The organism is Actinoplanes sp. NPDC089786, assembly GCF_040684855.1.
Classification (GTDB): domain Bacteria; phylum Actinomycetota; class Actinomycetes; order Mycobacteriales; family Micromonosporaceae; genus Actinoplanes.
The window spans coordinates 343,365-357,349 of record NZ_JBFBGU010000001.1; the positions used below are offsets into that span (position 1 = coordinate 343,365).

Below are 13,985 nucleotides of genomic sequence, written 5' to 3' on the forward strand. Positions count from 1 at the left end.
GAGTGGCGGGAACGTCAGATAGTGCACCGAAGAGTGACAGATGGTCCGAAGTAGAGCACGCTGCGTTGTCGGAGGTGGTGTACAGATGCGGCGAATCGGATGGATCAGCGTGCTCGTCGGCGTACTCCTCGGGGGTTCCGCCTGTTCTTCTGGTCAGAGCGCCGGGGAGGCCGCGCCGCCGGTCCATCAGCACTCCGGATCGGCCGCTCCGGCGGCGCCGCTCCGGGCCGGCGAGCGCTTCGTCGACGTCTCGATGCCGGCCGCCTACGCCCCGGCCGCGCCGCACGGGGGCACCGACGACTACCGCTGCTTCCTCGTCGACCCGGGCATCAGCGGCGAATCCTTCCTGACCGGCAGCCAGTTCCTGCCGCAGAACGCCGCCGTCGTACACCACGCGATCTTCTTCCGGATCACCCCCGACCAGGCCGCCGAGGCCGAGCAGATGGACGCGGGCACGCCGGGCGAGGGCTGGACCTGCTTCGGGAACGCGGGCATCGCCGAGACCGCGGCCTGGGTGGCGTCCTGGGCGCCGGGCGCGGACGAGACGCTGCTGCGGCCGGACATCGGCTACCCGATGGCCGCCGGGAGCAAGCTGGTCATGCAGGTGCACTACAACCTGCTGGTGGCCAAGCCGGGCGACACCGACCGCTCCGGCGTACGGCTGAGGCTCACCGACCGGGCCGGGACCACGCCACTGAGCACCTCGCTGCTGCCGGCGCCGATCGAGCTGGCCTGCGCGCCGGGCGAGAAGGGGGCGCTCTGCGACCGGTCGGCGGCGGTGAAGGACGTGGCCGCGCGCTTCGGCGACGACGCCCGGGGCCGGGTGGAGGCCCTGAACCAACGCTGCAACCAGGGCCGGGTGCCGGTCGCCTCGACCGAGACCCGCTGTGACTTCCCGGTGCCGTCGGCGGCCACGGTCTATGCGCTGGGCGGGCACATGCACCTGCTGGGCCGGTCGATCAAGGTCGAGCTCAACCCCGGTTCCGCTTCCGGGAAAACGCTGCTGGACGTCCCGTCGTACAACTTCGACGAGCAGGGGATCGAACCGCTGGCCGAGCCGGTCTCGGTGAAGCCGGGCGACACCCTGCGGGTCACCTGCACGCACGACGTGGGATTGCGGCAGAAGCTGCCCCAGCTGCGGAACCAGCCGCCGCGCTACGTGGTGTGGGGCGAGGGGACCAGCGACGAGATGTGCCTCGGTGTGGTGGTGTTGTCGCGCCAAGGCCTGACTACTTGATGCAGCAGCCCTTGCAGACCTTGGGCTGCGGGAGGGTGAAGGCCAGGCAGCAGGTCTTGCGCTGGACGTCGAGGGCGCCGTTGGGCCCGTCGACCAGCTCGATCAGGTCGTCGACGCCGAGCGCGGCCAGCAGCGTGTCGATCGTGTCGGTGGACCGGCCGGGCAGCACGTCGGCCGAGCGGAGAACCGCGTACGCGATGCCGGAGGCCAGCGAGCCGAGCAGCGTGCGGCGGCCCAGCCGGACACGGTCGTGGATGGCGTCGAGCAGCGGGTCGAGGTGATGGTCGAGCAGCGACGCGCGGAACTCGGCACGCAGCGCCGCCTCGTTCGGCACCACCTTGACCTGCGGCAGGCCGCTCAGCGCCAGCGGGTCGGTGGCCAGCACCGCGATCGGGATGTCGGCCCGCAGGCCCAGCGTGACCAGGGGACGCGGGTCGTCGAAGTGCATCAGGACGTTGCGCGCGGTGAGCAGCGGCACCCGCCGCGCCGAGGCGTACCCGAGGACCGCCGGAAGAGCGAGCCAATAGGTGTACGCCTTCCAGGCCAGCGCCGCGGCGGCATGGGGCTGGGCGTTCCACCGCCGGCGGGACGCCTCGAGCAGCGCGTCGAGGCTGGCGCCCTGCAGATCGGCGGTCGGCCGCCAGCCGGCCGGGTCGGTGACCAGCAGGTCGGGGGCGAGGCCGGGCAGCTGGGTGCTGGTGCCGAACATGGCCCGCAGGGTGTCGGTGACGGGCGCCAGAGGCTGGGGCATCGCGAGTGCTGCCGTCACGTATCCCTTGCCTCCCCGGATCGGCGTTGACCGTACCTTGTTAAGGCTAACCTAACCACGGTAACCCCGGATAACCCACACCGCCCCCCAACAGGTGTTATTCCTCCGAATACCTGACGCGACGGTGTCCTGACGGACCGTTGCCACGTTGCCGGATTCGTCAAGGTATCTGTCGGCAACGCGCTACTAGCCCCTTGTTGACACCGGGAGCCAGCGACACTGAATTTCCCGTCGCGAAGGGGACATCCGTGATGACCACCTCGCCCGTCGAGCGGGCTGCCGACCAGTTCGTCACGGCCCTTGCTCAATGGCGTTCCGAGCGGGGCATGACGAAGAAGCAGCTCGCCGCACGCATGGGCTTCGATCCGTCGTACGTCAGCCACGTGGAGGGTCGCCGGCACAAGCCCACCGAAGACTTCGCCCGGCGCGCCGAGGCCGTGCTTTCCGCGGGCGGTGCGATCTGGCAGAAATTCCAGGAGTACGACGAGCTTCGCCACGCCCGGGGCGCGGCGGCTCATCGTGACCCGCCGGTGCCGGCGCAGTGGATGCCGCCCGGCACCGGGCTGATCGTCGAGCGGGAGGACGCCGAGCTCCGGTACTCCGACGGCGCCTACCGATGCGTGATCCGCCGGGCGCTCTACAACGCGGGCAACGAGCCGGTCACCCGGTACCTGATGAAGATCTCGGTCGACCGCTACCCGAACGACCCCACCGGCTCCAACCAGCACCACCGGCAGCACCCGCTGACCTGGGAGGAACTGGACATCGAGGCGGTGGCCGGCGAGGGCGAGGCCGCCGAGCCCATGCAGCGGCGGCTCAAGCTCGACCGGGACGCGTCCAAGGAGGTGTGGTTGCTGTTCGCCAACGAGCATGGCCAGTTCCCCCTCTATCCCGGCGAACGGACCACCATCACCTACGGCTACACCGTCGGCGAGGAGAAGTGGGGCCAGTGGTTCCAGCGCGCCATGCGGCTGCCGACCCGGCACCTCACCGTGCGGCTCGACTTCCCGGTGCATTTCGATCCGCAGGTGTGGGGCCTGGAGACATCCCTTGCCGCTGAGGTACCCGTGCGGACGCCGGCCGAACGTCACAACGAGCACGGCCGGGCGGTTTTCGAGTGGTCCACCGACCAGCCGCTGCTCAACGCCCGGTACCGGCTGGAGTGGCGGTTCCGCGGGGCAGGCGCGCCGATCTACGAGGAGGTCGCCCCGATCAACGGCTCCGCCCTGCCGGCCATCGAGCCCCGCGCCTCACACCGGATGCGTGGCATCGGCATCGTCCAGCGTGGCGCCGACCTGTTGCGGCAGCGCTCCCGGCACTTCCAGCTGCCGCGGGAGGAGGGCGACGCCAAGGACGCGGTCACCGCCCTGCTCTCCGCGCTCCACCGCCTCGAGGCCCTGCACGACTTCAGCCGGGGCGTCGGACTGGCCGCGCCGCAGATCGGGCTGTCCGTGGCCGCGGCGGTGGTCAGGCCGCCGGAGCGCGACGCCGAGCCGGTGGTGCTGCTCAATCCGCGGGTGGTCGGCGAGTCGGGCGACCGCGACGAGCAGTACGAAGGCTGCCTGTCGTTCTTCGACTACCGCGGCCTGGTGGTGCGGCCGCTGCGGATCGAGGTGGAGCACGCCCGGTTCGACGGCACGCGGGTGATCACGTCGTTCGAGCAGGCGATGGCCCGGCTGGTCAACCACGAGATCGACCACCTCGACGGCAAGCTGTACGTCGACCGGATGGCGGCCGACGCCACGCTGGTTCCGGTGTCCGAGTACCAGCAGGCCGGGCGGCCGTTCAGTTGAACGCGTCGTACTTTATGCGGATCGACGGGACCTGCTGCTCGGCCAGCGTCTTCAGGGTGGCCTTGACCATGGCGCCGGAGCCGGACACGAAGAAGTCGTGCTCGTTCCAGGGCCCGTACCGGGCCACCACATCCGAGATGTTGCCCTGCTCTCCGGGGAACGTCGGGTCGTCACTGCAGGCGGTGACCACGGAGAGCCACGGATAGCGGGCGGCCAGGCGGTTGAGCTCGGCCAGGTCGTACAGGTCGTCGCGGGTACGCGCCCCGAAGAAGACGTGCACCCAGCGGGTCCGGTTGTAGCGGGTCAGCTCCTCCAGCATCGACTTGACCGGGGCCAGGCCGGTGCCGCCGGCCACGAACACCGCGTCCCGGGTGGAGCGGCGGTCCAGGCTCATCGAGCCCATCGGCGCGGCCAGCTTCACCATGTCGCCGACCTGCAGGCGCCGGACCAGCGCGGACGACACCCAGCCGGCGCCGACCGCGCGTACATGGAATTCCAGGGTGTTGTCCCGCCGCGGCGCGTTGGCGATCGAATACGTCCGCCAGAGGCGCGGCTGGGAGCGCGGGTACTCCAGGCTCACGTACTGCCCCGCGCGGAAGTCGAGCGGTTGCATCGGCAGCACGGTGAAGACGGCCATGTCCGTGGCCCGGCGCTCATGCGAGACCACTTCGCCGTACCAGTACGCCGGGAGGCTGTCCGCCTCGGCGCCGGCCAGCATCTTCGCCGCGATCGCCGCGTACGCGTCCGCCCAGGCCTGGTCGAACTCGACACTCCACTGCTCCCCGGCGTAGTGCCGCATCGCCTCGATCAGCGCCCCGCCCACCACCTCGTAGTGTTCTGGTTCCACGTGAAACTTGCGGTGGTCGCGCCCCAGGTCACGGAGGTACTGGTCGAACTTCTCCGGATCCTCCAGCGTCTGCACGGCGGTGACGAGCGCGTTGAGCAACCGCGATCGCTGGACGTCCATGTGCACCGGGAACAGATCCCGCAGGTCCGGGTGCGAGAGGAAGATCCGCGCGTAGAAGTAGCCGGCGACCTTGTCCTGATGCTCCTCGACGAGGCTCCAACTCTCCTTGAGCAAGCGCGCGAGGTCTCCCATGTGACTCAGGGTGGGCAGCGCAGTCGGATTTACGACGCACCATCAGTGCGATTGACCACCCTTATCGTTGTGCGGGTGACCAGCGACGTCGAACGCTCCAGCCGCACCTCGCCCGGGATCGAGATCCTTCTCGTCCTGCTGCTCTCCCTCGGCGCGAGCGCCGTCTATGCCGTGGTGTCCCTCATCGCCAAACTGACCGCCGGTCCGCTCTCCGCCTCGAAGGCCACGCTCAACCCCTCGCAGTCGCCGCGGCCGTACCTCGACCTGACGTACCAGCTGCTGGGGATCTTCTTCGCGCTGGTGCCGGTGCTGCTGGCGCTGTATCTGCTGGGGTCACGGCGCTCGTCGCTCGGCCAGCCGTTGGTGCGGCCCGGCTTCGACGGGGGCTGGGGGGTGGGGTTGGCCGCGCTGATCGGGATTCCCGGGCTTCTGCTGGTGTACGCCGCGGCGCAGCTCGGATTGAACGCCCAGATCGTGCCGGCCGCCCTGCAGCCGGTGTGGTGGGCGGTGCCGGTGCTGGTCCTGAAAGCCGTGGAGAACGCGGTGCTCGAGGAGGTGATCGTGGTCGGGTATCTGGTCACCCGGCTGCAGGGGCTTCAGTGGCGGCTGGTGGCGATCGTCGGGGCTTCGGCGGTGCTGCGCGGGTCGTACCACCTGTATCAGGGGTTCGGCGCCTTCGTGGGGAACGCGATCATGGGGGTCTTGTTCGCGCTGTTCTTCGTACGGTTCAAGCGGGTCATGCCGTTGATCGTGGCGCATTCGCTGCTGGATATTGTCGCGTTCGTCGGCTACACGCTGTTGCCAGAGTCTTGGTTGAGCTGGCTCTGAGCGGGCCGCCCACCTCTCCCCTGCCGCTTTTGTGATCACCGATTGCATCCGGGCCTGCCGCATACGCTGCGTCGCCTCGACCGCAACCGTCGGCCCGGCCGGCCGTTCGGTGAGCTGTTCAGCCGGCGCTGGACTCCTGGTTCAGGCGGCTGTAGAAGCGGGTTGCCCGGGCGCTGACCGTGCGGACGCCGGAGCGGCTGGTGATGATCGCGGAGAGCACGGTCACGCCTGGGAAGAGGCGGTTGATGCCCCGGACCAGGGCCCATGCGCCCGCCTGGGCGGAAGCCATCCGGGCCAGGCGCCAGACGGCGTCGGTAAGGCGGGTCTCCTCCTCGTAGGCCGGCTGCTCGGCCGAGGTCAGGGCGGCCTCGGCGTCCTCCGGGGTGGCGTGCACCTGGGTGAGGACGAGCAGGTCGACGGCGCGATCGCGATCGGTCGGGTCGATCCGGTAGGCGGCGGCCACGTGCAGAATCAGCTCCGCGTACGTCAGCGCGTTGGAACTGAGCAGGGCGACCGGGACGTAGGAGCCCGCGGCGGCGGCGAAGACACTGCCCACGCCGCCGAAGCGGATGAACTGGCGTTCGGCCAGTCGGGCCAGGCCGGCGTCGGTGGCGTGGGGGTAGCGCTCGCGCAGGCGGCGGGCCCAGTCGGCGGCCCGGGGGCCGATGGTCTGTACGGCCGCCAAGGCCAGCAGCTCGGGGGCATGACCTGGGTTGGCCACCAGTTGGGCCCAAGGTTCGGTGCGGGTCTTCGGGGCTTCGTGCTGTGCGGCCTCTGGCGTTGCGGGCTTCGGTGCCTGCAGCTCTGCCTTCGGGGCTGCGGGCACCGGGTCGGACGGTGACTTCTGGGACGGGGCGGCGGTGGTCACCGGAGGCGGGGTCTCCTTGGCGGGGGTTGGCTTGGTGCCTTCCGTGGCGGGGCCTTTGTCGATCGGCTCGCCGCCGGGGACTGCCGGTTTCGTTGATGGGGTTGCTTTGCTGGGGCGCTGGGTGGGGGCTGGTGGTTTGGCGGGTGTCCGCTCGGTGACCTTCGTGGGTTCGGCCGCTGAGCTGGGCACTGCCGGTTCGGTCGCCCTAGCCGACGCGGGTGCGGTTGCCTTAGTTGGCGCCGCGGCCGTTGGGGTGGTGAGGGCTGGAGTCGTGGGCTCGGCGGGGGCTGGTTGCGCTGGGGGTTTGGTGGTTTTGGCTCGGGGGGCTGACTTTGCGGCCTTGGCTGGGGTGGCCTTCTTGGCGGCCTTGGCGGGGGGCCTCTTCGCCGGGGTGGTTGCCCTGGGTGGGCGCTGGGCGGGAGGTGTGGAGGCCGGCGGTTGTCCGGTGGTCGCTTCGGGCTTGACAGGAGGTGTGGAGGCCGGCGGTTGCCCGGGGGGCGTCTCGGGTGCGGCGGGAGGTGGGGAAGCCTGGGGGTGGCCGGGGGTGGCTTTGGGCTCGGCGGGAGTTGGGGATTGCGTGGCCTTGCGGGCGGTGGACTTGCGGCGCCCAGCTGAAGGCGGCTGTGGGGCTGGGTTGCGAGCAGGTTCTGTGGGCGTACCCGAATCAGTTTTTGGGTCTTGATCTTCCGCCTGATTCGGGACGGGGCTCTTCGGGCGGCGGGGGCGCACGGTGGGCTCGGGCGTCGGCGGCTGGAACGTGACCTGCGGAGGGGCAGCCTTCTCCGCCCGACGACGACCCGATGGGGCCTGGTCGGGGGCGCTGAACTCCGCGTCGGCCGAGCGCTTACGAGGCTGCTCATCCTCCATCCGCGAGAGCCTAACCGGACCTCGCGGTTTTCACCCGGTACGAACCGCTCCCGCAACGCCCCATACCTCTTTGCTCGCCGCCAAGAGGGTCCGGTATCCTCGTCGTTCGACGGCTACGCGCCGTCGAGGAGACTTCGCCTAGTCTGGTCTATGGCGCCGCACTGCTAATGCGGTTGGGGTTTTATAGCCCCTCCCGGGTTCGAATCCCGGAGTCTCCGCTCGACGTCCAACGCCGGTGAGCTGCCCCGCAGCCACCGGCGTTCTGCGTCTGAACCGGGCGGATTCAGACGGTCGTAGCATTTGATCTTGGGGGTTCGGTGGGACAGGTTCCCGCCGTGCGTGTGATGCTGACGCTGCCGGAACGCGAAGAAATATCCCGCGGACTCGCGGAAGGCTTGCTGTATAGGGAGCCCTTTCCAACCTGATCTTGCAGGTCGGCGAGGGTAGGTGGGGGCGGAGGTCGATGCGGGAGAGGCTCCCGGTAAGACAGCAATCGACCTAAACCCGGTGCCGTCAGATCAGACCTTGGCGGTGCGGACCTCGCCGGAGCGGTGCAGCAGGAAGCCGGCGACCACACCGGCGGCCGTCAGCGCGGCGAACAGGACCACGGTCATCACGGCGGAGAGGTCGAGCAAGGCGATCAGCATGGCCAGCGGTGTGCCGGCACCCGGCCACAGCACCGCCCCGCGGACCCGGCCGCCCAGTTGGGCCTGCATGACCGCGGCGCTGAGCAGGTAGCCGGCGGTGGCGATGCCCAGCACCCACCGAGTCCCGGCCGTCAGGTGGTCGTCAGCGCCGTGCAGGACGGCGTGTTCCAGCCCGACCGCCACGGCCGCCAGCGAGATCGCCAGGGGCAGGTGGATGTAGACGTAGAAGTCGTGCACGCCGTGCTTGGTGACCTCGTCCCCCTCCTCCGTCAGGCGCCGCTTGGCCGCACCGCCGGAAAGGTCGAAGTAGATCCACCACAGCGCCGCCGCGACCACGAAGGCCGCCGTCGCGGTGACCACCACGGCCGGCTTCCACTCGCCGTCGTGCAGGCCGGTCACGACCGCCGCGACGGACTCACCGAGGACCAGGATGACGAACAGGCCGAAGCGCTCCGGCAGGTGTTCCAGGTGCAGCGGGACGGCGTCCTTGAGCCGGGCGGCCGCGGTGGGCCACATCAGGTCGACGAGTACGCCCGCACCCCACAGCCAGTACCGGGCCGGTTCCGCGACGGCCAGCGACACGAGCCAGACCACCGCGCCGAGCGAGTGGCCGATCAGGTACAGCCGGGCGGTCGCACGGGCGTCCGGCACGTGCCGCCAGGCGCGCACGTAGCCGGCGATCAGCGCCAGCCGGATGATCACGTAGCCGATGGCGAACCAGCGCCCTTCCGGCCCGTCGATCTTATCGACGCCGGCCGCCATCGCCACCACGCCGACCATGGCGACCAGGGTGAGCAGCCGAAAAATCGCGTCGTCGGTGTCGAACCGATTGGCGTAGAGAGTCGTGCTGGCCCAGGCCCACCAGCCGATAGTGAGAACGGCGCAGAACACCAGCGCGCCGTGCCACGTCTCGTCCTTCGCGAGCACGTCCGCGCAGCGCGCCACGAACAGCACGAAGGCCAAGTCGAAGAAGAGTTCCAGGCGGGTCGCGGACCGATCCGACTCCTGATTCAGGTCGGGCGGCCGGACCGCCTCGACCTGCTCCGCCTCTTCCTCGTCCAACCGTTCCTGGTCATTGGACACTTGCTCTCCCCGGCCGATGGTGCGGTGCTGCCGGTCAGCACTACCCCCGCAACCCAAGACCACACGGGAGAGCCACACCGGATCGGACGCCGCGCAGGGTGCCCCGGCAGGCCCATCGGTGAACGCCAGCAGGCTAACGAAGAGGATGCGGCCGCCACCGAGACCGCCCACCAACTAATTGCGCTGCGGCCTCGCTATAGAGATTGAGCGGTACCCCGATTCAACTGCCGGCATCCGGACTATCACCCGGTCGGGCGGCACATTCTCGTGCCGCGATCCGCGCGTCACGGATCGTCAACTCCAACGCCGCTAGCCGACGCACGCACAGCTGGCGCGATGTCTCGCCGAATCCCTGAGTTCGAAGTCAGATCGACGGGCCAGGGTAGAAGGAGCGTCGCGTGCGTAGGGTTGTTTCAGTTGAACTGGTCAGGCGTCGTCGTGGTTGATCTCGATCCGGCGAAGTGACGGCACGAGGGAAGCCAGGAGCATCACCGTTGCCGCAACTGTGCCACCGATGACGGCGACGGCTGTGGTGCCGAACGCCGCCGCGAGAAGCGGAGCGGACATTTGACCGAGTGGGAAGGACAGAGTCCCCCAGAACTCGTCGTGTGCGCCGACCCGGGAGAGCAGGCGCTCGGGGATGTGGGTGTAATTGACGGTCTCCCAGACCACGGTGAAGAACTCGGTGGCGACCCCGGTTAACAGTGCCGCCCCAGCGAGCCAGAACGTGTTCGCGCCGGCGCCGAGCAGAACGAGTGGGAGAGCCGCCAGCGCCATCAAGGACAAGGCCGGCATCATTGGCCGTCTCGTCAATGTCACCTTCACCAGCACCACGCTGGCGAGCAGTGCGCCGATGCCCTGGGCGCTCAGCACGAGGCCCCAGCCCGCGGCGCCGATGGTGTCGTTGGCTATCACGGGGCCGAGGATCTGCCAGACGCCCCTGTTGGTGGCATTGAAAATGGCGAAGGCCACGGTCACGGACCAGATCCACTGCTGAGATTTGAAGTATCTCCAGCCTTCCGCCATGTCGGCGAGCATCGTCGGGCTGTCCTTGGCGCGCGGTCGCCGATCGGGCAGTGAGATGCGGGCGAAGCAGGCGGCCGCCAGCAGGAACGAGGCGGCGTCCGCGGCGATCGCCCAACCGCCGCCGATCGATGCGGTCAGCAGACCGGCGGTGGCCGGGCCGAGGATCCGGTTGGTGTTTCTGGCGGAGGCCAACAGGGAGCTGGCCCGCTGAAGGCCGCGCCCAGCTACGAGGTTCGAGACGATGCCACGCAGCGCGGGAATGGTCAGTCCCTGGAAAACGCCGTTGGAGGCGGCTAAGGGCAGCAGCAGTACCGGGTGTTGATGGGTGAGAAGCAGGACTGCGACGCCGGCCTGGGTGAGCCCCGCGCCAAGACTGGTGAGGCTCAGCACGGCATCGCGGCGGTACCGGTCGGCGATACCGCCGCCGAACAGCATCGTCGCGGCCATCGCCACCATTGCAGTGGCGGTGACCGCGGACAGCCAGGCCGCGCTGTCGGTGATCTCCAGGACCCCGAAGGCCAGGGCGACGGGCGACATGAAACTGCCTGCCATGGAAATCGAACGGCCAGTGAAAACCACCGGAAGGCAGGAGAGCGGAGAGGCCCGCCAGAGGCAGGACCGGGTGTCGTTATCGCGTCGCTTATGGGCGCCTCAGAGCCCTGGTCCTGGAACAATTCCGGCTTGGGCGCGAGGCGTCACCCTGCCAGCGCAGACGCAATGCAACAAGTTCCTGCGCGAGGCGATTGCAGGCCATTGCCGCGACATCGTTCAGTCGGACCAGCCGTAAGCATGCCTCGTGGTGCGTCGCTCTTCTGCCGCGTCGAGGACGTTGGCGCTCTTTCCGGCGGTGACACACGCTGGTTGCGGGAAGTCCGCTGCTACCAGCCCTCGACCGTCTCACGCCGATTGTCAGTCGTGGTCGGCTTCTACCGGGTATGCGTCATCGACCAGTTCCGGGCCCACTCGCCGGCCGACTATGTGCGGCGCCCGCCCACGCCGACCGACTCACCCACGCTTGGGCTGGGCCATCTACAGTTCGAGGCCCTGCTCACGGCCGCACGGCTCTCGGCCAACCGCAACGACTTCGCGTTGATCGCGATGCTCGGCCTGATCGGCCTGCGGATCTTCGAAGCCTGCGGTGCGAACATCGCCGACCTCGGCGAGGAGCACGGCCATCGTGCCCTGAAGATTCGCGCCAAGGGCGACAAGACGGTGCTGGTCCCGCTGCCTCCTGCGGTTGCTCGGGCGATCGAGCATGCCACCGAGCGCCGCGAGCAGGGGCCGATCCTGCGCAACAGCCTCCGGTACCTGAACCGCCGAGGCCTGCCAGCTCCGGGATTACCCGGGCGGCGAAACGGCCCATCAGCGGCGCGACTGAGCCCGTACAAGGTATACGGGTCTGACCGACCACACGACCCGCAACGGGAACGCAACCAAGGCCGCGACCGCTTCGCACCCTGGCCCGTGGACTCTCGACAACGTCACTGATGTCGTGCGCCCAAAGGACAGAGGTTTGAGGATGACCGCCTCCGCGGTGACTGGAACCCCGGCGATCCAGCCGGGCAAGGCCGCGCCGACACCTCACCGACCCCTCTGGTCCGACCGGTGGTGCCGTTTCGCATTCGTCGCGGCCGGCGCGTGGCTGCTGTGCTACGCCGTTCTGACCTGGGCCGGTCAGGCCAACGAGGCCTTCGGTATGTTCGTGGGCGATGGTCTCTATCTTGTGCCCATCGTGGTGTCGGTCCCCGTCGCCTTCGCCGCGTCCCGGCGGGTGCCCGGTCGGCACGCGACCATGTGGCGCATCCTGACCGTGGCCCTGCTGGCGCAATTGGCGGGTGAGACCCTTTGGGCCGGCTACGACTACCTGACCCCGGACGGCGCGCCGTCGCCGTCATTCGCCGACCTCTTCTACCTCGTGGCTTCGGTGCTCACCGTGGTCGCCGTCGTGGTCGGCTTCGGCGACGCCGGCCTGCTCCGGCACCTGCGCGGATCGCTCGACACCGCGCTGATCGTCCTCAGCATCGGCGGTCTGGGCTGGCACGCGCTCATCACACCTCAGGCCAGTGTCAATACGAGCCCGGGCGACCTGGTCAACCTGAGCTATCCCCTGCTCGACGTCGTGACCCTGAGCAGCATCGTGATCGTCGGCATGGGCGGCTACCGGCGTCTGCCGGCTGCGATGCGTCTCGTGACCCTGGCCGTCGGACTCAATGTCGTCAGTGACATGGGCTACACCTATCTGACCATCTTCAGCTCCTACGACCCGGCCAGCTGGATCAACGTCGCGTTCCAGGCGGCCAACACGATCTTCCCCGTGGCGGCCGTCGTGGCGATGCGGCGCCGAGAACCACCGGCCCAGCGGCTCCTCTTCGACCGGGGACTGGCGCTGATGCCGATCGCACTGTCCATGACGGCCACCATCCTGCTCGTCGCCTTCGACAAGAACCACTCCGGCCAGGTCACCAACGCCACGTTGGCAGTCGGCGGCATGCTGTTCGCGATGGTTCTCCTGCGTCAGTACCTGTTCGTCAAGGATCGCGGGACCCTGGCCGAGGATCTGCACGCCGCGGTCCAGGAACAACGGCGCCTGGCCGTCACCGACGGACTCACCGGCCTCTACAACCGCAGGCATCTGACCGCCACGGTCGACGAGGCCGATGCCGAGAGCGTCGGCTCGAACTCGACGGCCTTCATGGTCATCGACATCGACCACTTCAAATCAATTAACGACACATACGGCCACCTCGCCGGCGATGACGTCCTCCGGGGCGTCGCCGCTCGGCTGTCCGCGGCGTCCCGCGAGCACGACCTGGTCGCCCGCTACGGCGGGGAGGAATTCGTCATCCTCCTGCCCGACACCGATGAACCGACGATCCGGAAGGTGGCCGAACGTCTGCGTCGTGCGATCGGCGACGAGCCGTTCCGCACTCCGTCCGGCCGGGCGATCACGGTCACCACCTCCATCGGGGTGGCGCTGGCAACAGGGCCGGATCGGCTGAACAACCTCATGGAACGCGCGGACCGCGCCCTGTACCAATCCAAGCGTGCCGGGCGTGACCGCGTGACCGGCCCGTGGACGCCCCCCGAGGCGGCGGAACGCTCGGAACCGGCCCTGAGCGCGCCGGCGGAGCACCTCCACCCCGGCTGAACATCTTGCTCGCCGGCCCGTTTCTCGGTCACAGATGCGCTTCAGGGAGGACGCACTCACGTGCCGCAGATCACGCGCGGTCCCTTACGGTGGGCAGCCGCTCCAAGTGAGGCCCGAAGCCCGTCCCCGCCATCCGCCGCACCTGGTTGTGTTCGACATGTTCCGCGACGCCTGCGGCAGGGAGCTGATCTCGTTGCCGCTGACCAGCCGCCGCCGGCGGCTGCGACGGCTGCTCGCCACCGCGCCACCGACCCTGACGCTTTGCCCGCAAACCGCCGCGCACCAGCGGCGCCGCCCGTGTTCACGATGCGGACTTTCACGACGGATCAGCGCCACGTCCGCGGCCGGGCCGGTCTGCGATACCTGCTACGCGATGGATCCCGCCCGGCGCGAGGTGTGCGTGACGTGTGGCAACCGCGAGAGGGTGGGCCACCGGCGACCCGACGGCACAGTCGTGTGCGGCGACTGCCACCGCAAGCCGGTACATCGGTGCACCGAATGCGACGTCGCATCGACCTCGCCGTACCGCAGCCTGAACGGTCCGGTGTGCACGGACTGCTGAGCTCGAGGATCTTGGGCTGTTCGGCGGTGATGTCGATGTCGGCCTCGGCCATGGCGGC

At 69.1% G+C, this 13,985-nt stretch carries 10 protein-coding genes and 1 tRNA gene; 6 read left to right on the forward strand and 5 right to left on the reverse strand.

The features are described 5' to 3' along the window. The first annotated feature begins 85 nt into the window (after positions 1-85). Positions 86-1,237 carry a monooxygenase gene (locus AB0O15_RS01645; RefSeq protein WP_364312602.1) on the forward strand — a complete coding sequence of 384 codons (1,152 nt, stop codon included), beginning with the start codon at positions 86-88 and terminating at the stop codon, positions 1,235-1,237. On the opposite strand, the gene AB0O15_RS01650 is transcribed toward AB0O15_RS01645, so the two are convergent. After that, positions 1,230-1,988: an IucA/IucC family C-terminal-domain containing protein gene (locus tag AB0O15_RS01650; RefSeq protein WP_364316948.1), complete on the reverse strand. Its 759-nt coding sequence runs from the start codon at positions 1,986-1,988 to the stop codon at positions 1,230-1,232. The two genes, AB0O15_RS01645 and AB0O15_RS01650, sit on opposite strands and share 8 nt — an antisense overlap. A gap of 269 nt (positions 1,989-2,257) precedes the next feature. Between AB0O15_RS01650 and AB0O15_RS01655 the strand changes: the two genes are divergently transcribed. Continuing rightward, on the forward strand, positions 2,258-3,799 hold the full coding sequence (locus AB0O15_RS01655; RefSeq protein ID WP_364312605.1) for a peptide deformylase: 1,542 nt from the start codon (positions 2,258-2,260) through the stop codon (positions 3,797-3,799). Here AB0O15_RS01655 and AB0O15_RS01660 read toward each other — a convergent pair. Further along, positions 3,792-4,898: a globin domain-containing protein gene (locus AB0O15_RS01660; RefSeq protein WP_364312608.1), complete on the reverse strand. Its 1,107-nt coding sequence runs from the start codon at positions 4,896-4,898 to the stop codon at positions 3,792-3,794. The two genes, AB0O15_RS01655 and AB0O15_RS01660, sit on opposite strands and share 8 nt — an antisense overlap. A gap of 75 nt (positions 4,899-4,973) precedes the next feature. Between AB0O15_RS01660 and AB0O15_RS01665 the strand changes: the two genes are divergently transcribed. Further along, positions 4,974-5,726: a CPBP family intramembrane glutamic endopeptidase gene (locus tag AB0O15_RS01665; protein ID WP_364312610.1), complete on the forward strand. Its 753-nt coding sequence runs from the start codon at positions 4,974-4,976 to the stop codon at positions 5,724-5,726. A 118-nt stretch (positions 5,727-5,844) separates the two neighbouring features. Here the strand turns inward: AB0O15_RS01665 and AB0O15_RS01670 are convergent, their stop codons facing one another. After that, the gene (locus tag AB0O15_RS01670) at positions 5,845-6,594 is read right to left on the reverse strand and encodes a hypothetical protein (RefSeq protein ID WP_364312612.1); all 750 of its coding nucleotides are present in this window, start codon (positions 6,592-6,594) and stop codon (positions 5,845-5,847) included. 994 nt (positions 6,595-7,588) lie between these two features. Here AB0O15_RS01670 and AB0O15_RS01675 point away from each other — a divergent pair. Then, positions 7,589-7,679: transfer RNA gene (locus AB0O15_RS01675), tRNA-Ser, on the forward strand. Between the two features lie 300 nt (positions 7,680-7,979). Here AB0O15_RS01675 and AB0O15_RS01680 read toward each other — a convergent pair. Then, the gene (locus AB0O15_RS01680) at positions 7,980-9,191 is read right to left on the reverse strand and encodes a low temperature requirement protein A (RefSeq protein WP_364312615.1); all 1,212 of its coding nucleotides are present in this window, start codon (positions 9,189-9,191) and stop codon (positions 7,980-7,982) included. Positions 9,192-9,617: 426 nt separating this feature from the next. Then, positions 9,618-10,796: an MFS transporter gene (locus AB0O15_RS01685; protein ID WP_364312618.1), complete on the reverse strand. Its 1,179-nt coding sequence runs from the start codon at positions 10,794-10,796 to the stop codon at positions 9,618-9,620. Between the two features lie 336 nt (positions 10,797-11,132). Between AB0O15_RS01685 and AB0O15_RS01690 the strand changes: the two genes are divergently transcribed. Then, positions 11,133-11,705 (forward strand): hypothetical protein, encoded by a 573-nt coding sequence (locus AB0O15_RS01690; RefSeq protein ID WP_364312620.1) that lies wholly within the window; start codon positions 11,133-11,135, stop codon positions 11,703-11,705. 31 nt (positions 11,706-11,736) lie between these two features. Beyond that, complete coding sequence (locus tag AB0O15_RS01695; protein ID WP_364312622.1) at positions 11,737-13,365, forward strand: GGDEF domain-containing protein; 1,629 nt, start codon at positions 11,737-11,739, stop codon at positions 13,363-13,365. The last annotated feature ends 620 nt before the right edge of the window (positions 13,366-13,985 follow it).